The following is a 20,023-nucleotide window of genomic DNA, read 5'->3' as shown; positions in this document are numbered from 1 at the left end:
ATGACGGAGATCATTGCAGCCGACATCGGTGGAACCAACGCCCGCTTCGCCCGCGCTACCCTTACGCCTCAAGGCGTGCCGACGCTCGGCCAAGTGCGCAAATATAAGGTGGCCGATTATCCCAGCCTTCAGGCGTGCTGGGCAGCGTTCGCTGATGACGAGGCGGAGCCGCTGCCCCGCTCCGCCTCGATTGCCTTCGCGACCGCCATCGGCCGGGATGTCATCAAGCTCACCAACAGTAGCTGGGTTATTCGTCCGGATCGGCTGGACGAGGAACTTGGGCTGGACCGGATGCGGCTCGTCAACGATTTTGAGGCGGTGGCCTATGCGGTAGCAAAGCTGCCTACCGGCAATCTTGAGCTGCTCTTCGGCCCGGACGTGCCCTTCCCCAATCGCGGGTCGGTGACAGTGCTGGGGCCGGGAACAGGGCTTGGCGTCGCGCTCATTTCTTTCGAAAATGGTGTGGCCCATGTCATCGCCACGGAAGGCGGCCACATGGACTTTGCGCCGCTGGACGCGATGGAAAGCCGCATCGTCGATTATCTGCGCGACAAGTTCCTGCGCGTGTCGACCGAGAGGATCGTATCCGGCCCCGGCCTCAACAATCTCTACAAGGCGATGGCGACGATATCCCATGCCCGCGTCGAGCTGATGGAGGATGCCGAGCTTTGGCAGTCTGCGCTTGATGGCAGCAACCGCTTTGCACGGGACGCACTTGATCGCTTTTGTCTCAGCTATGGGTCGGTTGCTGGCGACTTGGCTCTGGCGCATGGTCCGGGTTGCGTCGTACTGGCAGGCGGCCTCACGCAGCGAATGAAGTCAGTTTTGCTCAAAAGCGGCTTTCATGATCGTTTCAAGGCAAAGGGCCGTTTTCAGAACCTGATGGCGCAGACGGCTGTACGCCTTGCCGTACATGATGAGATCGGACTTTACGGAGCGGCAGCCGCCTTCCTCCCAGCACAGGCCCGCACGGGCAAGGAGAATTAGTGACATGACGTTGACTGTCGATCAGGTGATGGAACTCGCGCCGGTGATCCCCGTGCTGGTTATCGAGCGGATAGAAGATGCTGCGCCTATTGCCGAGGCACTGGTGAAGGGCGGATTGCCCGCACTGGAAGTGACGATGCGCACGCCCGTGGCATTGGACGTTATGCGCGAGATGGCCAAAGTGCCCGGTGCGGTGGTCGGCGCCGGCACAGTGTTGAACCCGGCGCAACTCGACCAGGCATTGGAAGCCGGCGCTCAATTCATAGTGAGTCCGGGCCTGACCGAACCGCTCGGCAAGGCAGCGATTGCCAGCGGTGTGGCGTTTCTACCTGGTACTGCGACTGCCGCCGATATCATGCGGGGCATGGACATGGGCCTGTCGCGCTTCAAGTTCTTCCCTGCTGAGACATCGGGCGGACTCCCCGCTCTCAAGGCTTTGGCCGCGCCATTTCACACGGCCCGCTTCTGCCCCACAGGCGGGATCAGGTTCGAGACGGCAGGAAACTGGCTCGCGGAGCCAGCAGTCAAATGTGTCGGCGGAAGCTGGCTGGTTCCCAAGGGACCGGTCGACGCGCATCGGATCGAGGAGTTGGCGCGCGCGGCCTCGTCACTGCGTGGCCCGCCGCGCTGATCGTCAGCGGGCGTAGGGATATTGGCCCGGCAGGCACACCGGCATCTCCCGCTTGCGTAGTTCATTGTCGACATCAATGATCCTGGGTTCGGCATTATAGCCGCGATAGCCCCGGTAATAATCGGTATAACCATAGTAACGGCTTCGGTCCTCGAACCGGCAGACCTGTCGTGGCGATTGATAGACGGACCGGTCTCCAGGCAAAGCAACCGTTGGATGCGGGTTTGAAGGTCTGCGCGCATAAGGGGTTGCACGCGGCCGGTGGGCGGGCATTCTCACCGTCGACATTACCCCGCAATATCGTTCGCCGTCCTTCGCCATCCAGCATCTTTCCTGACCGCGAGAAGGCGCGGCTGTTGCGTGGGTGGGCAAACTGGAGGCGAAGATGAGGGGCACCGCGGCCAGGGTGAGTACAGATTTCATCGTCACGGCTCCAATTTCCGGCAGACCATCAAAGGGTTGCCTGAAGCATAGCGATGGCGTGCCGCATCCGTAACGTTAAAGAAGGGTTAACGGCGGCCACGCGAGTTGTTGTGCTGATACGGAACACACTGATGGCAGAGCGTTGCCGCTCCCTTCATGATTGTGGATCGTTCTCCACTGGCGCATTGCCGTCCTGTGCTGTGAGCGCATCGCCGCCCAAGGCCCTATAGAGCGTGACGAGATTGCTGGCGCCGACGAGCTGCGTTCCAACATAGTTGCGTTGCGCCGCATAAAGCGAACGTTGCGCGTCAAGGCTGGCGAGGAACGTATCGATGCCACCGCGATACCGGGCCTCCGTCAGGTTATAGGTATCGCGTGCCGCCTCGGCGAATGCGCGGTCGGCCCTCAGTTGGTCGGCGATTGTCCCGCGACGGGCCAGTCCATCTGCGACTTCGCGGAACGCCGTCTGGATTGACCTCTCATAGGCGGCAAGTGCGGCCTCCCGCTGCGCACGGCTCTGCGCCACACCCGCACGGAGGCCGCCCGCACTGAATATCGAATAGCTCACGTCAGCGCCTACCGAGTAATTGAACGCACCGTTGGTGAACAGCGACGACAGCGCCGTACTGGCCAGCCCCACCAAACCTGTCAGCGAAACACGCGGAAACAAGGCTGCACGCGCTGCCCCTATTTCTGCATTCGCGGCGCGCAATTCATACTCCGCCTGCAAGACGTCAGGGCGGCGCAGCAGGATGCCGGAGTCGAGGCCCGCCGGCAGTTCACGCACGCTTTGCGCAACATCTTCGATCGCAGCAGGTAGCAGTGCGGTTTCGATCGGCGCGCCGACCAGCAGTTGCAGCGCGTTGACATCCTGTGCGATCGCAGTCCGCTGTTCAGCCAAGTCGGATTGCGCAGTCGCCAATATCTGCTCGGCCTGGCGCAAGTCCGTGCGCGGGGCGATGCCGCCCTCAAGCCGCATCCGCGTGAGCCGCACGCTTCGCTCGGCGCTTACGGTGGTGTCTTGGGCGATCTTGAGCAGACTTTGATCGGCGGCATAAGTCAGCCATGCGTCGGCAATGTCGCCGATCAGCGTCAGGCGTGTGGCGCGCGCAGCCGCCTCAGTGCCGAAGTAGCGTTGCAGCGCTGCGTCGGATAGCGAGCGCAAGCGGCCAAACAGGTCAAGCTCGAACGCCGTCGTACCCACGTCGGCTGTATATCGATTGGTCGACGACGAGCCGGTTCCGGTCCCCTGCCCGCCCCCCCCATTATCGGATCGCGTATAGCCAGCGCCCGCGTTGATCTGAGGAAAAATGTCGGCGCGATTGATGCGGTACTGCGCGCGGGCCGTAGCAATATTGGCGGCGGCTACGCGCAGGTCGCGATTGTTCATCAGTGCCTGCTCGACAAGGCTCTGCAAACGCGTGTCCGTAAATATGTCGCGGTACGTGACGATGGGCAGCACTGCCTCAGATTGCCGGAGATAAGCGTCGCCAACTGGCCAGGACGCCGGAATGGGCGCTTCGGGTCGAACATATTTAGGCGCCATGCTGCAGGCAGTGCCGAGCAGCGCGAGCAGGAGAACCGAACACCTCATGCGGCCGCTCCCCCGGCAGATGATCCGCCGGATGCTTCCCTTCTCTGCCTCCGCCACTTCTTGAAGGAGTCCCGCACAGTGCGGCGCACCAGTACGAAGAAGAGTGGAATGTAGAAGATCGCAAGGATTGTCGCCGTCAACATGCCGCCAATCACCGCCGTACCGATGGCGATACGGCTATTCGCGCCCGCTCCGGTCGAGATGGCCAGCGGCAGAACACCGAAGATGAATGCCAGGCTGGTCATCAGGATAGGCCGCAGGCGAAGCCGTGCCGCTTCGAGTGCAGCGTCGATGACTCGCTTCCCTTCCTTTTCGGCGCGCTCGGCGAATTCGATGACCAGAATGGCATTCTTCGCTGCCAGCCCCATGGTCGTGAGAAGCCCGATTTGAAGATAGACATCGTTGTTGAGGCCACGCAAAGTAACTGCAAATACAGCGCCCACCAGCCCCAGAGGGATCACGAGCAGCACGGCGACCGGGATCGTCCAGCTTTCATAAAGTGCGGCCAGACATAGGAAGACGACCAGCAAAGATAGTCCGTACAGCAAGGGTGCCTGCCCGGAGGAGAGGCGCTCCTGAAACGACAGGCCGGCCCAGGCTATCGTCGTGCCGGGTATTCTCGACGCGAGTTGCGCCATGCGATCCATGGCATCTCCAGAACTGGTGCCTTCCGCCGCCTGTCCCTGGAACTCGAAAGAGGGAATACCCTGAAAACGCGAAAGCGTCGTCGGCGCGGTCGCCCAGTCCGTCCGCGCAAAGGACGAGAATGGCGCCATCTGGCCATCGGATGTGCGGACGAACCAGCGATCAAGATCATCAGGTGAATCGCGGAACGCCGCATCGCCTTGCACATAGACCCGCTTCACACGGCCACGATCCACGAAATCGTTGACGTAGCGGCCACCCCAGGCAGTCGACAATGTTGAGTTCACGTCCGCCTGCCCCAATCCCAATGCCGCGAGCTTCGGTTGATCGACATTGACCTTAAGAGTGGCCACATCGGGAAGCTCCGTAATGCGCACCGAGCTTAGCATGGGATCTCTATTGGCTTCGGCGAGCAACCTGTCGCGGGCAGCGAGGAATTGCTCGCGTGGCATCCCGCTCGCGTTCTGCAACTCCATGGTGAAACCGTTTGACTGCCCCAAGCCGCGAATAGCGGGCGGCACCAGTGCGAAGACACGGGCATCGCGAATGTTCGAGAATGCGCCTGACGCCCGTCTCACGATCGCGTCTGCCGAATTCTGCTTGCCCTTGCGATCGTCCCAATCAGCGAAGTTCATGAAGCCTTGACCTGTATTCTGGCCGCTTGCGCCGCCGCCACCGCCACCTGCAACGGTGAACAGCGTCTTCACGTTCTTGCTTTCGTTCTTCAGCAGATATTGCTCGACTTGTCGCTGCACATGCGTGGTGCGACCCTGCGTCGCGCCTGCCGGCAACTGGAACTGTACGAGCGCAGCGCCCTGGTCTTCGGTCGGCAGGAAGCTGGTGGGTAGACGGACGAACAGGACGATCAACAACGCGACCACCACCGCATAGATTGCGAGGAACAACCATTTTCGGTCGATAACGCGCGTTACGGCATGAACATATTTGTCAGTGCCTCGCTCGAATCCTCGGTTGAATTTGTCTCTTCCGCGTATCACGAAGCTGCTGACGCCGGGGAAGCGACGCGTAAACCAACCCTGCGTCTGCTGGCTTTCGCGCGACTTCTGCTTAAGCAAGGTCGATGTCAGCGCTGGACTCAGGATAAGCGCCACTAGCGCGGAGAGCACCATGGCCGACACGATGGTGAGCGAGAATTGACGATAGATCACCCCCGTCGATCCGCCGAAGAACGCCATGGGAAGGAACACCGCCGAAAGAACCACAGCAATGGCGATCAGCGCCACCTGTATCTCCGCCATCGACTCTATGGTCGCTTCCTTGGGCGTCATCTCCGGATTTTCGTGCAGTAGGCGCTCGACGTTCTCGACCACCACGATCGCGTCGTCGACCAGCAGTCCGATTGCGAGAACGAGGCCGAAGAGAGTCATGGTGTTGATCGAAAAGCCCGCCGCGTAGAAGATCGCAAATGTGCCGAGCAGCACGACTGGCACCGCGATCGTCGGGATCAGCGTAGCGCGCCAATTCTGTAAAAATACGAACATCACGATCACCACCAGGATGATCGCTTCGATCAAGGTCTTGACGACTTCATCGATCGACAGCTTGATGAAGGCCGTGGTGTCATTGGCATAGGCGAATTTGTAGCCGTAGGGGAAACTGCGGGCCGCCTTCTCCACTTGCGCTTTCACCAGTTCGGCCGTCGTTAGGGCATCGGCGCCCGGAGCCACGGAGATCGCCATGCCCGCGCCCGGATGCGCGTTGACACGACTGACCGCAGCATAGCTCTCCGCTCCCAACTCGATCCTTGCGACATCCGATAGACGCACGACCGCGCCACTTGGATCGTTCTTCAGGATGATGGCGCGAAACTGATCGGGGGTCTGCAGGCGCGACTGCGCAGTCACGGTCGCGTTCAGCATCTGCGTGGTCGGCTGCGGCTGACCACCGATCTCACCCGCGGCGACTTCCGTATTCTGGTTGGTTATAGCCGTCACGACATCGGCAGGAATGAGCGAGAAGCTCGCAAGTTTATCGGGGTCGAGCCATATGCGCATGGCGTATTGCGAGCCGAACACGTTCGTGTCGCCCACGCCCGCAGTGCGCGCAAGCGTATCCTGAAGGTTCGACACCAGATAGTCCGAAACGTCCTGATTGGTCGATCGGTCGGTCTCGTCATAAACGCCCACGATCATCAGGAAGTCGGGGTTGGATTTGGTGACGCGCAAGCCCTGCTGCTGCACCTGTTGAGGCAGTCGGGATATCGCCTGCTGCACCTGGTTCTGGACCTGAACCTGCGCGATGTCGGGATCGGTGCCTTTGGTGAAGGTAGCGCTGATCGTCACCTGTCCGCGCGAACTGGAGGACGAACTGAAATACAACAGGCCATCGATGCCAGTCAGTTGCTGCTCTATGATCTGCGTTACGCTGTTCTGGATCGTCTCCGCCGATGCGCCCGGATATGTCGCGCGGATGTTCACTTGCGGCGGCGCGACGTCGGGATATTGCGCAATGGGTAGTGAAAAGATCGCGCCGGTGCCAAGCAGCATGATGATGATCGCTATGACCCATGCAAAGATGGGTCGCTCGATGAATATTCTGGACATCGATCCGTCAGCCGCCCTTATGCCCGGCAGATGCCTGCCCCGGCGGGGGCGGCACGACGCGTTCGGGACTGTCGGCAGGCACGGGCCGGATGGGGGCATTGGGCTTCACGTTTGCCAAGCCTTGAACGATGACCTTATCGCCCGGCCTCAACCCTTTGGTCACAACCCAGTATTGGCCTTGGGTTCGGTCGGCGATTATTGAGCGCTCCACTGCCTTGTTGTCCGCACCCACGACGAAAACGCTGGCCGCGCCGCGCGTGGTGCGACTGACCGCCGGTTGCGGGACAAGGATCGCATTCTGGTCGATCGCCTGAGCGAAGCGTGCACGCACGAACATGCCGGGCAGGAGAAGGCCATCAGGATTGGCAAAACGCGCACGCAGCGTCACCGTGCCGGTGCTGGCATTGACCATCACTTCGGAAAATTGAACCGTTCCTGTCTGTCCATACTCACTCCCATCCTCAAGCAGGAGGCGGACGGTCGCACTGGATGGAATAGTACCCCGTTGTGCAAGAGAGCGGCGTAGGGCCAACAAGTCTGCGCTGGATTGCTGGATGTCCACGAAAATGGGGTCCAGACGCTGAATCACCGTCAATGGATCGGCCTGATTGCTCGTCACTAGCGCACCTTCGGTGAACAGCGACCGGCCGATCCGTCCTGATATTGGTGCAGGCACGCTGGTGAACCGCAAGTTGATCTGCGCAGTTTCCAGTTGCGCCCGGCCCTGCGCAACGGCGGCGGCCGCCTGCCGCGCCTGTGCTGCGGCATCGGTATAATCCTGCTTGCTCACCGCTTCCGCGGCGGCCAACGGACGATAGCGCTCAGCACGGACGCGCGTGGCTTCGGCATTGGCCTGCGCACTCGCAAGATTCGCTCGCGCTTCGTTGGCGCTCGCCCGGTAAAGCCGTGGATCGATCTCGTAAAGCGTCTGTCCGGCACGCACCAGCGATCCCTCGGTGAAGAAGCGCCGCCGAATAATGCCGCTCACCTGTGGCCGGACTTCCGACATCTGATAAGCCGCGACGCGACCGGTGAGTTCGACGGTAAGCGGTACGTTCTTCTGCTGCACCAGCACATAACCGACCTGCGGCACGGGCGGCGTTTTCCTGTCCCCATTACTCGCTCCTCCGCACGCCGACAGCAGCATAGCGGAGGCGGATGCCATGAGTGCGAAATGGACGAAACGCGGCCGGAAGGATCTTTGGTTCAAGTCGGTGTCTGCTTACGGAAGGAGGAGCAATTGATCTGAATGAACGAACGAGGTGGTTCAACCCATAGCGATAGCTTGGTTACACTTTATTACAGCTTCTGTTCCCGGAGAGTTTCATCAGGTAACGCAGGGCAGTAGCTATGCTGAAGTGTTCGTTGGCGAAAGCGTCTTTATGATCTGGCGGATACGGGGAACAGGCTGTAACGGACACGTCTTCAATGTGATGGCGCCATGGGATTTTGTGTGACTGACCTCGATCGCTCTCTGACCGCTGCTACCGCGCCTTCGTCTGCTCAGATACCCGATGCCATAAACGCTACGTTGCCGCCGAGTTCGAAGTTGGTGCCGAGAAAACCGCTTATCATGCGGTTCGGCAAATGGATGCAGCCCAAAACGAACCGTTGGATCGCGAACAGTGCCAAGCTTGGCGATCCCCCGGTGTACGATACGGCGGTATTCCCGTGGATCAAGGAACTGGAGTCGCATTGGGAGACCATTCGCGCGGAGGCAGCGGTTGCGCTTCAGGATCTGGAAAAAGTGCCGCCGCTCGCGACGATATCCCCCGATCATCGACGCATCGCCCCTGCCGGACGCTGGCGGTCCTTCTTCCTGATCGGCTATCGCTATCGCGACGAGGCCAATTGCGCGAAATGCCCCAAGACTACGGCGATCATCGAGAAGATTCCGGGTCTCAATTCCGCTTTCTTTTCGGTACTGGTTCGAGGTACGCACATCCCACCGCATACCGGCGTTACGAAGGCGTTCCTGACCTGCCACCTGGGCATTCAAGTGCCTCATGAGCGGGAGAAGTGCCGGATGCGCGTTGTCGACCAGTATGTGCATTGGACCGAGGGCAGAGCGCTGGTTTTCGACGATTGCTACGACCATGAAGTCCTGAACGATACGGACGAGACGCGCATCATCCTCCTCGTTCAGTTCAAGCGGCCTGTCGGTATCATCGGCAAAATCGTCGGCAATCTGTTTCTGGAAGGTGTGCGCCGCTCTAGATTCGTGCAGGATGCACGAAAGGGCATCGCGCAGTGGTCTGCGGAGCGTGTCGGACAGTAAAGCTGGTAGTTCCCAGTGAACCCGAAGCTCAGGCGATGTCGAGTGGATCAGATCGCTATCCCCTCTGAACCGTTCCCACAGGGCGCCTACGCCTGTAGTACAGTGCCATAATCCGGCTCCGCAGCCCCCAAGGTTGAGAGTAAATCCATTTACGCCTGCCAACATGGCAATGGGAATTCTGGCGACAATTAAAGAAGTTAGGAGGCTTTATCGGCAGGGGACACCTATCTCACCAAAGTGAGTTAAGTGTTCTCAACTGCCTGACGGAACGAGCGCGCCACATCACTGAAAAATTTCGTGACAATCCGTCGCGCTTCGGCTAACGGCGCGTCACCGAACCTTCGGGTTCGTCCGTCCGAGACAGTTGGTGAGAGGAATTTGCCTCTCTTAATGTCCAGCCTAGACGGGGAAAAGTTCTTTGCCGGGTGCTTCACGCATTCGGGTCTGCCCATTGTTCGCCTTATACGAACGATACGGTCGGCAACCTCTCCCCTTCGGACCAATACCCCCGCCTGTTGGCGTTCGCGTCGGCGTGCGGGTTTTGTGCGCTTCCGGATAGTCCGGAAGATATGAAGTGGAGAATGGCATGGATCGTAATCAGAAATCCGAAGTCGTTACCACGCTGCACGCTACTTTTGCCGAAATCGGCGTTGTCGTGGTTACACGCAACCTCGGTATGACCGTCGCCCAGTCGACGGATCTGCGGCAGAAAATGCGTGACGCCGGTGCGTCCTTCAAGGTTACGAAGAACCGCCTCGCCAAGATCGCGCTGAAGGACACGCAGTACGAACAGATCAGCGATTTGCTGACCGGTCCGATTGCGCTGGCTACTTCGGCCGATCCGGTCGCTGCTGCAAAGATAGCGATCGATTTCGCCAAGACCAACGACAAGCTTGAGATCGTTGGCGGTGCGATGGGCAGCATGCTGCTTGATGCGGAAGGTGTCAAAGCCCTCGCATCGATGCCGTCTCTGGACGAACTGCGCGCGAAGATTGTCGGCCTTATCCAGGCTCCGGCAACCAAGCTCGCAACGGTCATCCAGACCCCGGCTTCGCAGTTGGCGCGCGTCTTCAACGCCTATGCGGAGAAGGATGCCGCGTAAGCGGTTCTCCCCTCCGATCGTTCGAATATACTCTAGTTTAAGGGGGCCTCAAGCCTCCGCCCAGAAAGGTAATGTGAAGTAACATGGCAGACATCAATGCACTGGTCGATCAGCTTTCGGCCCTGACCGTTCTCGAAGCCGCCGACCTGTCGAAGGCTCTGGAAGAAAAGTGGGGCGTTTCGGCTGCCGCTGCTGTTGCCGTCGCTGGCCCGGCTGCTGCCGCTGCTGCGCCTGCTGCTGAAGAGCAGACCGAATTCGACGTCGTGCTCGTCAACGATGGCGGCAAGAAGATCAACGTCATCAAGGAAGTCCGCGCCCTTACCGGTCTCGGCCTGACCGAAGCGAAGACGCTGGTCGAATCCGCTCCCAAGGCGATCAAGGAAGGCGTGAGCAAGGACGAGGCCGAGAAGGTCAAGAAGCAGCTCGAAGAAGCCGGTGCGACCGTCGAACTGAAGTAATTCGGTTACCGGCGCGCGCCCCTTACGGGCGCTTCGATACAAGAAAGGGCGGTCCTGCGGGGCCGCCCTTTTTTTGTGTTATCCTGTTTTGCGTATCGTAAAGTCGTATGGATGGATGACGCGGCGACTGCCATAGATCCGCGCCGTCCCGCGCTGGCTGTTCTTTGCCGCATAAAGCGCCTGATCGGCGCGCCGCAACATGTCGCTCCGGCTGTCGCCCGCCTGCAATATTGCTATGCCGATAGTGCCCGATATCTTGGCCTCGCACTCACCGGTGGTAATGGGAATGCTGAGATCGTACATGATCTGACGCGCGTAGGTTTCGAGTGCCGGAACATCGCTTGCAAGATTGGGGATCACAATGAATTCATCCCCGCCAAGCCGTGCTACGAAACAATCCTTATAATTGGGAGATGCGAAGCGTCGGGCAATTGCTTGCAGTAATTCATCCCCTGCCAAATGCCCCTGGCCATCATTGACTGCCTTGAACCCATCAAGATCAATCAGCAGAACCGCGAGACCCACACCACCGCTTTGCGCAATGGCGATCCGCGTTTCCAGTTCCTCGTTAAGCGCTGCCCTGTTGGGAAGCTTCGTCAGCGTGTCCGAGTAGGCTGACCGCCGCAATATTTGCTCTGCCTGGTAACGGTCGGTGACGTCCTGGACAACGCCGAACACCGCTACTAGCTTTCCGTCGCTGACTTCAAGTTCGCCCATACTGCGCACGCGCCGGAGCTTAGCCTGCGCGGTCAGGAAATCAGTCTCGAAATCGAAGGGCTGCCCCGTTCTGATCGTGTGCTCAACGGATTTCTGCACGACCTCTCGCGCATGGACCGGATAAAAGTCATAGGCTGCGCCAAGAGGCGGCGCTTCACTGACTGGCAAGCCGTGGATCGCATAAACTTGGGGCGACCAGGAAATGCTCTCATCCGCCAGATTGAGCCTCCAGGAGCCAATGCCGGCCATGCGTTCCGCCTGCTCGAATTTCCGCTGCTCATAGACAAGCCGGTGCGTAAGTTGACGATGCCGCTCAGTTTGCTTGACCGCCTGCGACGCCAGCCGCCTGCCCTCGATCAACGACATTGCGATGTTGGCCAATTCGATCAATGCCTCCCGCTGATCGACGGTCAACGAACGGACCACATGATCGATTACGCATATTGTACCGATAGGGGCGAACTCATTCTCGTCATTGCCACGCACAACCAGGGGTACGCCGGCGTAGAATACAATGTTGGGGTCTCCGATTACCAAGGGATTATCGGAAAAACGCGGATCGCGACGCGCATCCTCTACGATCATCATATGGGGGTTCTGAATCGCATGGCTACAGAAGGCGACATCGCGCGATGTTTCAGCGACATCCAAACCGCAACGCGCTTTGAACCATTGACGCTCGGAATCGACGAGAGACAATAAGGCGATCGGGGCACCGGTGATCCGGCGCGCGAGGTTCGTCAGATTATCAAAAACTGGCTCCGGATCGGTATCCAGAAGCTGAAGGTCGGCAAGAACCTGTAAACGGCGAAATTCGTCGATGATTGAAAAATTCGGCCGCGCGTTTTCCATAGCCATTCGATACGGACGTTTAGGTTAACAAAGTCGATAGGGATGTCGCAAATGCGCTGGGTCGAGCGTAATGCACGACGGCCTTGACGCTGGCGCGACGCAGCGGTTCCCGGTACAGGCGCAGTTATGCTGCGTCTTACTGAATTGAAGCTTCCCCTCGACCATCCACCCGAAGCGCTGCCCACCGCGATCTGCGCGCGCCTCGAGATCGAGGCGGACGCCTTGTTGAGCTACACGATTGCACGGCGGGCGAACGACGCCCGGCGCAAGTCTGCAATTCTGATGGTCTATTCTGTAGACGTAACGCTGGCGGATCAGGCAGCCGTGCTGGCGCGCTTTGCCAGCGACCCTCATGTGCGGCTCACCCCCGACACGACGTACAGGTTCGTGGCGCAGGCCCCTGCCCCGCCGCACTATTTGCGCCCGGTCGTGATCGGAACCGGGCCGTGCGGTCTTTTCGCGGGGCTGATCCTCGCGCAGATGGGTTTCCGCCCAATCATTCTCGATCGCGGTAAAGTCGTGCGGGAGCGGACCAAGGACACCTGGGGGCTATGGCGGCGCGGTGTTTTGAACCCTGAATCCAACGTCCAGTTCGGCGAGGGCGGCGCGGGCACATTCTCCGATGGCAAGTTGTGGAGCCAGATCAAGGACCCTCGTTTTCTGGGGCGCAAGGTGCTGACCGAATTCGTCAAGGCAGGCGCACCGCCGGAAATCCTGACCGAGGCGCATCCGCACATCGGGACGTTCCGACTAGTGACGATGGTGGAGAACATCCGCGCCACTATCGAGAGTCTGGGCGGCGAATATCGGTTCGGGCAACGCGTAGAAGATATTGAGGTGGATGTGGGCCCCGATGGCAGCCGCAGCATTCGCGGTCTGCACCTGCACACCGGCGACTATCTGGAGGCAGATCATGTCGTGTTGGCCATCGGGCACAGCGCGCGCGACACCTTCCACATGCTCCACGGTCGGGGCGTGTTCATCGAGCCGAAGCCCTTCTCTATCGGTGTACGAATCGAGCATCCGCAAAGCTGGATCGACAAGGCGCGGTTTGGGTCGTGTGCGGGACATCCAGACCTCGGCGCAGCGGCGTACAGCCTGTCGCATCACTGCACTAACGGGCGAACGGTCTACAGTTTCTGCATGTGTCCGGGCGGGCGCGTGGTGGCGGCGACATCCGAAGAAGGCCGCGTCGCGACCAACGGCATGAGCCAATATTCGCGACAGGAATTCAATGCCAATTCCGGCCTCGTAGTCGGCATCGACCCATCGCGCGATTATCCGGGCGGGCCACTGGCGGGGATCGCCCTGCAACAGCATTGGGAGTCGCTGGCCTATGTGGTGGGCGGGTCCAACTATGAAGCGCCGGGGCAGAAGCTGGGCGATTTTCTTGCCGGCCAGCCTTCGACCGAATTGGGCGAAGTGGTGCCTTCCTACAAACCCGGCGTGCATCTCACCGATCTGGCGCAATGCCTGCCCAACTTCGTGGTCGAAGCGATGCGGGAAGCGCTGCCGGTATTCGGCCGACAGATACCGGGCTATGCGCATCCTGATGCGATGATGACGGGCGTGGAAACGCGCACCTCCTCCCCCATCCGCATCACGCGCGGCAAGGACTTGCAGAGCCTCAACACCGCCCGGTTGTACCCGGCGGGTGAAGGCGCAGGCTATGCGGGCGGGATATTGTCGGCGGCAGTGGACGGGATCAAGGTTGCCGAAGCGGTTGCGTTGAGCATGGTGGCCTAACCCGGCGGACGTTTTTTAGGCAATAATTCGATCAGCCACGGCTTCGGCTGACCAGTCGGTTTTGCGACGCCAGTCAATCGCTCCGCCTTGATGATCCGCACAGGCTTCAGGATCATCTGCCCGCGCATTTGCCCCTCCCCGCCGCCACTCGGCATGGCGAGGATCTTGCGCACTACGTCCGTACCCGCAACGACATGGCCGAAGGCGGCATAGCCCGCATAGTCGCCCTGCGCATCCATGCTGGGGATCGGCCCAACCGTAATAAAGAAGTTGCCCATCGCCGATCCAGGCTTGCCGCCGCGCGCCATGGACAACGTCATATCGAGATGGCGGATGCCGGTTTGGCTGGTCGGTTCATGCGCGACCGGAGGAAGGCTGCGGCGAGCGTTGGTGCCGATCCCGGCCTGGATAAGACCGCGCGTCGGCATACTCTTGCGCCGCGCCGCACGGTAGAAGGTCGTGCCGTCAAAACGTCCGTCATCGACATAGGCCATGAAGTTCGCCGTGGTTTTCGGTGCGTGACGACCATCCAGTTCCAGTACGATAGGCCCGCTCGATGTCACCAGCCGGACGCGCACTGTGCCCTCGGTCTTACCAGCCCCATGTGCACCTGATGTAATAAGAACGGCGGCTAATAAGCCGAGCAGGCTACGAAAGTTGGCGAAAATGACGGCTACTCCACTGCGCCCCAAAGGCTGCTGGCGCGCACGTACCCCTTCTTGCCCGCCACATCGAATGCGCACCAGCCCGACCCGCAATCGGCAACACGGCCTACGACGCCCGCCTGCACACGATAAATCAGCTTTGCGTCGTCGGAAGGACGATCACGCATCTCGGTAACGCCATCCTTGACGATGGCGGTCGCTGCGTCGCTCAGCAGGCGGACGTGCATCCAGCCCCGCGTACCGCTGCTGTCCTCGATCTTGCGCCAGTTGCCCAATACCTGCACCACCTTCACCGGCAAGTCGCGGCGACGATACACCCAGTTGCTCGGATAATCGAGGTTCGGGCCAACCCGCATCCGCGCTTCAGGTTCAGAAATCGACGCCCAATAGGGAAGCGGCTTGCGCGACTGTGCACTGGCCGGGGTGCCGCCAAGCATCGCCAGCGCCAGCAGCGGGAATGCGATCGCGCTTCCCCTTTTCCATCCCAGCATCGCCGGCGTCCTCAATTGATCCAACATATTGCGGCCTGATTGCCACTGCCCGCAGCCCTGTTCAATCATGCTGTGCAGCGTTGGTGTCAACAACTGTCCCATAACAGCTTGACCTGTGCTGAACCCCGGCATAGCGGCAGGACATGGCCAAAAGACCTCGCCCGGTGAAACCCACAGTCCTAGTGACGCGGCGCCTTCCCGCTTCGGTGGAGAGTCGGATGAGCGAATTGTTCGACACGCAGATCCGGGCTGATGACACGCCGATGACGCGCGGGGAACTGGCCGAAGCTATGACGCAGTGCGATGTGATCGTACCTACCGTCACCGATCATCTCGATGCGGAGTTAATCGCTGCCGCACCGGAACGGCTCCAATTGATCGCGAGCTTCGGTAGCGGCGTCGATCATATCGATCTGCGCGCGGCGCGGGCAAAGGGCATCATTGTCACGAACACGCCCGGCGTGCTGACCGAAGACACCGCCGACATGACGATGGCGCTGATCCTGTCGGTGCCGCGTCGCCTGGCAGAAGGCGAGAAGCTGGTACGCTCCGGAACATGGGCCGGGTGGAGTCCTTCGGCGATGCTCGGTCACCGCATCGGCGGCAAGCGGCTTGGCATTGTCGGTATGGGCCGCATCGGTCAGGCGGTAGCGCGACGGGCAGCAGCGTTCGGACTTTCGATTTCCTACCACAACCGCCACCGCTTGCCCGAAGCGGTCGAACGCGAAACGGGTGCCCTGTGGCAGCCGGAACTCGATATGCTTTTTGAAACGAGCGACATCATCTCGGTGAACTGCCCGCTCAACGCCGACACTCGAGGCATGATCGACGCGCGGCGGATCGGGCTGATCGAGCCATCGGCCTATTTCATCAATACATCGCGTGCGGAGATCGCCGACGAAGCAGCGCTGGTCGACGCGCTGGCGAATGGCCGGATCGCCGGTGCGGGGTTGGACGTATACGCGCACGAACCGGCAGTTGACCCTCGCTTGCTTGCGCTGTCGAACGTCGTGCTATTGCCGCATGTGGGTTCCGCAACGATCGAAGGCCGCGATGCAACCGGCGCACGGGTCATTGCCAACATCCGCACCTGGGTCGACGGACATCGCCCGCCCGATCAGGTGCTGGAGGGTTGGGTTTAGCTCTTCCGCCGCCGCAAGAATCCCGCCGTCGCCTCCGGCGCACTGCGATAGGCTTCCTGAAACTCGGCACTCCAGTACATCAGGTCATCGAGCGGAATGCGTTCGCCACTGATTGCGCATAGCACGAAGTTACCGGGCTTCACGACTTCCCAATGCGGCGTATCATAATGGAGGACGGCCAGGCCGGGTATATCCGCCACGCGATCAGTCACCCGTCAGAATGCGGTCGACCAGTTGCTTGACGGTCGGGACGAATCCGTTCGAGTAGAACGGGTCTTTGCCGAAGCGATATGCGCCGTGGCCTGCGAACATCAGGTTCTGATCGATCGGCCCGCCATGCGCGATGTCCTGCAACGTCTTCTGGATGCAGAAGCTGCGCGGATCGGCCAGACGACCTGTCGAATTGGTGTCGCTGTCCATCCAGCTTGAGAAGGCGCATTGCGACAGGCAACCCATGCAGTCGGCCTGATCCTTGCGGATGACTCCCTTGTCTTCCTCCGTCACGAAAACAAGCGTGTTGTCCGGCGTCTTCAGCGCACTGGTGAAACCTTCGCCGAACCACTGGCGGGCGCGCAACAGGTCGTTGCGCGTCACCCAGAAATTCTTGCCCTTCACGCCCACATCGAGCTGATGCGTGTGATCGCCCGCCTGTTCGAGGCTGAAAGCGATCTGCCGTTCGGACCGCGATTCGAGGTGGCGCAGGAACGGATTGCGCACCGCCGATGAATAGAAACCGGTCGGCGAGAAGCGATGCAAGAGGATATCGCCTTCCTGCAACAGCGGCAGGCGGTCCTTCCACTCCTGCGGAATGGGGCTTTCCTGCGTCAGCAAGGGACGTGTGCCGAACTGGAAGGCGATCGCGCCAAGCTCCGGGTTGTCGATCCAGTCGTTCCAGTCCTTCAAGGCCCAGACACCACCTGCCATGACGATCGGCACATCATCCGAAATGCCGCCCTCGCGCATTGTGTCGCGCAGCGCCTTGACGCGGGGATAAGGGTCTTCCGGTTTACGGGGATCTTCGGCGTTTGAAAGGCCGTTGTGGCCGCCCGCCAACCAAGGATCTTCGTACACCACGGCGGAAAGAAACTCCGCTGCCTTGCTGTAGGCGCGCTTCCATAGCGCGCGGAAAGCGCGGCCGGAGGAGACGATCGGCAAATAGCTCACATTGTACGATGCAGCGATTTCACTGAGCTTATACGGCATACCTGCACCGCAGGTAACGCCTGCGACCATGCCGCGCGTCCGCTCCAGCACGCCGTGCAGGATACGCTGTGCACCGCCCATTTCCCACAGCACGTTGATGTTGATCGCACCTTTGCCACCGGCGATTTCATAGGCACGCTTCACTTGCTCGACTGCACCCTCGATGGCGTAGGCGATCAGTTCCTCGTGACGCTCGCGCCGGGTCTTGGCGTGATAGATCTGGGGTATTATCTTGCCGGTCGCATCATAGCTGTCGGCATTCACCGCCGACACCGTGCCGATGCCGCCAGCCGCCGCCCAAGCGCCCGAACTCATATGGTTGGACACCGCAACGCCCTTGCCGCCTTCGACCAGCGGCCACACTTCGCGCCCGCCATAGACGATGGGTTTCAAACCCTTGAACAATATACTCTCCCAAACGCTCGGGTCAAAACAGTGCCGCAACACAAACTGCAAAGATTGGCCTCTATACCAAGTTTTTGCGTGGCGGTGATCGGAAAATCTGGCGCCCCCTAGCGCAAAACGTTCGGCCTTGCCAGTGCCGTGCCATAAAGGCGGCCATAGACGTCGAACATCGCGTCCTGGCCGTACAGCGCCTGCGCCCGAATGCGGTTCCCGGCACCCACTGATTTGCGCAATCCCGGATCATCTGCCAGGCGGCCGAGAGCAGCGCACAATGCCGCTTCGTCAGGGACAACGAACGGCAAATTCTCTGGGGAAACCATAGCAGCGACGTCACCGACATCGGTCGATGCGACAGGAAGGCCCGCCGCCATAGCCTCCACCAGCGAGATCGGAAATTGTTCGCTGTCTGATGATAACGCAAAGATATCAAACAGGCCCATGAAGCGCCAAGGTTCCGACTGAAAGCCCGCCATGTGCATGTCATTCAGGCCCAGTCGAGCGGCTTCGCGTTGGATCGTCTCATGCTCGGGCCCCTCTCCTACGATCACCAGTTGCAGGCGATCCCGATGAGTCGCAACCGCGCGGACGAGGCGGGGAATGTTCTTGACAGTGCGCAGACCCGCTAACGTGCCGACGACGACCTTGCCGGGGGTGGGCGTAAAGCCGGGCAGCGCATCTGGCTGCGGTGTCGTGGCATACCGGTCCACATCTATGCCGTTGGAGATGATATGTACCCGAGCGCGGGGCTGATGCCACTGCCTAAGCGCAATTCTCTCCAGCACTGTCGACGGCACGACCAGTGCATCGGCGCGGGCAAGTGCTATGCGCCGATACAAGTTGCGAGTGAACTTGAGGCTATTTGCCTCGTCCGAACTGAAGCCGTCCTCGTGATGGATCAACGGCGGTAGCCGCATCGTGCGGGCGAAAAGCCGATGCGCCATGACGGCATCCATCGAGCCCCAATTATATGTGAGCACCAGATCGTAATTGCACATGAACCGGGCAAGGTCGCGGAACCGCGCGATGCTGGGCCGACCCTGAAGCGCGGGTGCTTCGGGGAAATCAACTTCCAAATCCGGCGCTATCGCCTCTCGCGCACTCATTGCGCCAGACACGCCGCTGACGATGCCGTGCCGTGCCCGATTGCCCCATTGGTTCATCAACTGAACGGCGCGCGCTTCCTTGCCGCCCAGATCGAAACTGCTGTGGAGATGCAGCAGGCGCGGGCGATCATCCATCGGCGAGGATGCGGCCTAGCAACGTGTCGATGGCTTGCGTCGCGACGGGTTCCGAAAGGACGGGCGTATGGCCGACACGAGGAACCGTGACGTAAGCCGCGGAAGAGCCAATCTCTTCCACCATCCGCCTCGCCGTCGCGTCACTGAACAAGTCGGACCGCTCGCCACGCAGGATCAGCGTCGGCTTGCCCCTGAACCCGGCCAGCGAAGGCCACAGGTCGACGCCCGCCTCTCCGCCCGGCACGCGAAATGGCTCGGCGATGCGCATGTCATAATCCAACACGATCCGGCCGCCGCTATTGAGGCGGTACAGGCGCTTGGCCATGCCGAGCCAGTCCTGCAATGTGAAATCAGGATAAACTTCAGCGTTAACTTCGGAGAGCGCACGAGCCGCGTGGACCCACGTCGAATGCGTGCTGCCGCTGCCGACATAGCCCCTGATCCGGGCAAGGCCCTCTTCCTCGATCGTCGGACCAATATCGTTCAGCACTGCGCCCGCCAATCGGTCGGGCCGAGTCGCCGCCATCAACATCGCGATGATGCCGCCAAGCGACGTGCCCACCACCACGAAACGGGCGAGAGCAAGATCGGCCAGCAATCGCTCAAGATCATGCAAGTACATGAGGGGCACATAGCTCATCGGATCTTTCGCATAGGCGCTTTCGGCACGCCCCCGCAAATCCGGACAAATCAGCCGCCACTGCCCCGCAAGGCGACCGGCAAGCGGCTCGAAATCGCGGGCATTTCGCGTCAATCCGGGCAGGCACAACAATGCAGGCCGGTCATCCCCGTCCCCGGAATAATCCCGATAATGCAGCCGCAGTCCGTCGTTCGACCACCAGAAACCGTCGCGATACCCTGACACGCTCAACCCTCCGCGCT

General features: G+C 60.4%; 18 protein-coding genes. 7 read left to right on the top strand and 11 right to left on the bottom strand.

Annotation, left to right across the window (positions count from 1 at the left end; all coding sequences use genetic code 11):
- Both glk and eda read left to right on the top strand, forming a co-directional pair.
- A complete protein-coding gene (gene glk, locus C1T17_RS10095) occupies window positions 1–987 on the top strand; it encodes a glucokinase (RefSeq protein WP_104953336.1) in 987 nt (328 codons plus the stop codon).
- Between the two features lie 4 nt (window positions 988–991).
- Window positions 992–1,618 carry a bifunctional 4-hydroxy-2-oxoglutarate aldolase/2-dehydro-3-deoxy-phosphogluconate aldolase gene (gene eda / locus C1T17_RS10090; RefSeq protein ID WP_104953335.1) on the top strand — a complete coding sequence of 209 codons (627 nt, stop codon included), beginning with the start codon at window positions 992–994 and terminating at the stop codon, window positions 1,616–1,618.
- Between the two features lie 3 nt (window positions 1,619–1,621).
- Here eda and C1T17_RS10085 read toward each other — a convergent pair whose 3' ends face one another.
- The 4 genes from C1T17_RS10085 to C1T17_RS10070 all read right to left on the bottom strand — a co-directional run bounded on the left by C1T17_RS10085 (window position 1,622) and on the right by C1T17_RS10070 (window position 8,009).
- Window positions 1,622–1,939 (bottom strand): hypothetical protein, encoded by a 318-nt coding sequence (locus C1T17_RS10085; RefSeq protein WP_104953334.1) that lies wholly within the window; start codon window positions 1,937–1,939, stop codon window positions 1,622–1,624.
- Between the two features lie 256 nt (window positions 1,940–2,195).
- Entirely contained in the window at window positions 2,196–3,635 is a 1,440-nt protein-coding gene (locus tag C1T17_RS10080) for an efflux transporter outer membrane subunit (RefSeq protein WP_104953333.1), read from the bottom strand.
- On the bottom strand, window positions 3,632–6,844 hold the full coding sequence (locus C1T17_RS10075; protein WP_104953332.1) for an efflux RND transporter permease subunit: 3,213 nt from the start codon (window positions 6,842–6,844) through the stop codon (window positions 3,632–3,634). The genes C1T17_RS10080 and C1T17_RS10075 overlap by 4 nt, the downstream gene beginning before the upstream one ends.
- Window positions 6,845–6,851: 7 nt before the next feature.
- Window positions 6,852–8,009 (bottom strand): efflux RND transporter periplasmic adaptor subunit, encoded by a 1,158-nt coding sequence (locus C1T17_RS10070; protein WP_104953331.1) that lies wholly within the window; start codon window positions 8,007–8,009, stop codon window positions 6,852–6,854.
- A 408-nt stretch (window positions 8,010–8,417) separates the two neighbouring features.
- On the opposite strand from C1T17_RS10070, the gene C1T17_RS10065 reads away from it, so the two are divergent.
- The 3 genes from C1T17_RS10065 to rplL all read left to right on the top strand — a co-directional run bounded on the left by C1T17_RS10065 (window position 8,418) and on the right by rplL (window position 10,682).
- Window positions 8,418–9,122: an aspartyl/asparaginyl beta-hydroxylase domain-containing protein gene (locus C1T17_RS10065; protein WP_223262532.1), complete on the top strand. Its 705-nt coding sequence runs from the start codon at window positions 8,418–8,420 to the stop codon at window positions 9,120–9,122.
- A gap of 586 nt (window positions 9,123–9,708) precedes the next feature.
- On the top strand, window positions 9,709–10,224 hold the full coding sequence (rplJ, locus tag C1T17_RS10060; RefSeq protein ID WP_104953329.1) for a 50S ribosomal protein L10: 516 nt from the start codon (window positions 9,709–9,711) through the stop codon (window positions 10,222–10,224).
- 83 nt (window positions 10,225–10,307) lie between these two features.
- On the top strand, window positions 10,308–10,682 hold the full coding sequence (rplL, locus tag C1T17_RS10055; RefSeq protein ID WP_104953328.1) for a 50S ribosomal protein L7/L12: 375 nt from the start codon (window positions 10,308–10,310) through the stop codon (window positions 10,680–10,682).
- Window positions 10,683–10,760: 78 nt separating this feature from the next.
- Here rplL and C1T17_RS10050 read toward each other — a convergent pair whose 3' ends face one another.
- On the bottom strand, window positions 10,761–12,257 hold the full coding sequence (locus C1T17_RS10050; RefSeq protein ID WP_104953327.1) for a diguanylate cyclase domain-containing protein: 1,497 nt from the start codon (window positions 12,255–12,257) through the stop codon (window positions 10,761–10,763).
- A 120-nt stretch (window positions 12,258–12,377) separates the two neighbouring features.
- On the opposite strand from C1T17_RS10050, the gene C1T17_RS10045 reads away from it, so the two are divergent.
- Window positions 12,378–13,997, top strand: coding sequence for an NAD(P)/FAD-dependent oxidoreductase (locus tag C1T17_RS10045; protein ID WP_104953326.1), 1,620 nt, complete (start codon window positions 12,378–12,380; stop codon window positions 13,995–13,997).
- Here C1T17_RS10045 and C1T17_RS10040 read toward each other — a convergent pair.
- Window positions 13,994–14,617, bottom strand: coding sequence for a peptidylprolyl isomerase (locus C1T17_RS10040; protein WP_223262928.1), 624 nt, complete (start codon window positions 14,615–14,617; stop codon window positions 13,994–13,996). The genes C1T17_RS10045 and C1T17_RS10040 overlap by 4 nt on opposite strands.
- Window positions 14,618–14,670: 53 nt before the next feature.
- Window positions 14,671–15,255, bottom strand: coding sequence for an SH3 domain-containing protein (locus C1T17_RS10035; RefSeq protein ID WP_411269188.1), 585 nt, complete (start codon window positions 15,253–15,255; stop codon window positions 14,671–14,673).
- Between the two features lie 41 nt (window positions 15,256–15,296).
- On the opposite strand from C1T17_RS10035, the gene C1T17_RS10030 reads away from it, so the two are divergent.
- Entirely contained in the window at window positions 15,297–16,295 is a 999-nt protein-coding gene (locus tag C1T17_RS10030; RefSeq protein ID WP_104953324.1) for a 2-hydroxyacid dehydrogenase, read from the top strand.
- On the opposite strand, the gene C1T17_RS10025 is transcribed toward C1T17_RS10030, so the two are convergent.
- The 4 genes from C1T17_RS10025 to C1T17_RS10010 form a co-directional block, all read right to left on the bottom strand.
- Window positions 16,292–16,495 carry a DUF2093 domain-containing protein gene (locus tag C1T17_RS10025; protein WP_104955135.1) on the bottom strand — a complete coding sequence of 68 codons (204 nt, stop codon included), beginning with the start codon at window positions 16,493–16,495 and terminating at the stop codon, window positions 16,292–16,294. The two genes, C1T17_RS10030 and C1T17_RS10025, sit on opposite strands and share 4 nt — an antisense overlap.
- A gap of 4 nt (window positions 16,496–16,499) precedes the next feature.
- The gene (locus tag C1T17_RS10020) at window positions 16,500–17,903 is read right to left on the bottom strand and encodes an NAD(P)H-dependent flavin oxidoreductase (protein WP_104953323.1); all 1,404 of its coding nucleotides are present in this window, start codon (window positions 17,901–17,903) and stop codon (window positions 16,500–16,502) included.
- A gap of 107 nt (window positions 17,904–18,010) precedes the next feature.
- Entirely contained in the window at window positions 18,011–19,141 is a 1,131-nt protein-coding gene (locus C1T17_RS10015; RefSeq protein ID WP_104953322.1) for a glycosyltransferase, read from the bottom strand.
- On the bottom strand, window positions 19,134–20,006 hold the full coding sequence (locus C1T17_RS10010; RefSeq protein WP_104955134.1) for an alpha/beta fold hydrolase: 873 nt from the start codon (window positions 20,004–20,006) through the stop codon (window positions 19,134–19,136). The genes C1T17_RS10015 and C1T17_RS10010 overlap by 8 nt, the downstream gene beginning before the upstream one ends.
- Window positions 20,007–20,023: the final 17 nt, after the last annotated feature.

The organism is Sphingobium sp. SCG-1 (genome assembly GCF_002953135.1).
Lineage (GTDB): Bacteria > Pseudomonadota > Alphaproteobacteria > Sphingomonadales > Sphingomonadaceae > Sphingobium.
The sequence above is the reverse complement of the archived record's forward strand: the minus strand, read 5'-3'. Positions and strand labels throughout refer to the sequence as shown.

Excerpts from the sequence above, each read along its gene's own strand:
- glk (WP_104953336.1), top strand. The coding sequence starts at position 1 with ATGACGGAGATCATTGCAGCCGACATCGGTGGAACCAACGCCCGCTTC.
- eda (WP_104953335.1), top strand. The coding sequence starts at position 992 with ATGACGTTGACTGTCGATCAGGTGATGGAACTCGCGCCGGTGATCCCC.
- rplL (WP_104953328.1), top strand. The coding sequence starts at position 10,308 with ATGGCAGACATCAATGCACTGGTCGATCAGCTTTCGGCCCTGACCGTT.
- C1T17_RS10030 (WP_104953324.1), top strand. The coding sequence starts at position 15,297 with ATGGCCAAAAGACCTCGCCCGGTGAAACCCACAGTCCTAGTGACGCGG.
- C1T17_RS10045 (WP_104953326.1), top strand. The coding sequence starts at position 12,378 with ATGCTGCGTCTTACTGAATTGAAGCTTCCCCTCGACCATCCACCCGAA.
- C1T17_RS10035 (WP_411269188.1), bottom strand. The coding sequence starts at position 15,255 with ATGGGACAGTTGTTGACACCAACGCTGCACAGCATGATTGAACAGGGC.
- C1T17_RS10070 (WP_104953331.1), bottom strand. The coding sequence starts at position 8,009 with ATGGCATCCGCCTCCGCTATGCTGCTGTCGGCGTGCGGAGGAGCGAGT.
- C1T17_RS10065 (WP_223262532.1), top strand. The coding sequence starts at position 8,418 with ATGCGGTTCGGCAAATGGATGCAGCCCAAAACGAACCGTTGGATCGCG.
- rplJ (WP_104953329.1), top strand. The coding sequence starts at position 9,709 with ATGGATCGTAATCAGAAATCCGAAGTCGTTACCACGCTGCACGCTACT.
- C1T17_RS10075 (WP_104953332.1), bottom strand. The coding sequence starts at position 6,844 with ATGTCCAGAATATTCATCGAGCGACCCATCTTTGCATGGGTCATAGCG.
- C1T17_RS10080 (WP_104953333.1), bottom strand. The coding sequence starts at position 3,635 with ATGAGGTGTTCGGTTCTCCTGCTCGCGCTGCTCGGCACTGCCTGCAGC.
- C1T17_RS10085 (WP_104953334.1), bottom strand. The coding sequence starts at position 1,939 with ATGGCGAAGGACGGCGAACGATATTGCGGGGTAATGTCGACGGTGAGA.
- C1T17_RS10050 (WP_104953327.1), bottom strand. The coding sequence starts at position 12,257 with ATGGCTATGGAAAACGCGCGGCCGAATTTTTCAATCATCGACGAATTT.
- C1T17_RS10015 (WP_104953322.1), bottom strand. The coding sequence starts at position 19,141 with ATGGATGATCGCCCGCGCCTGCTGCATCTCCACAGCAGTTTCGATCTG.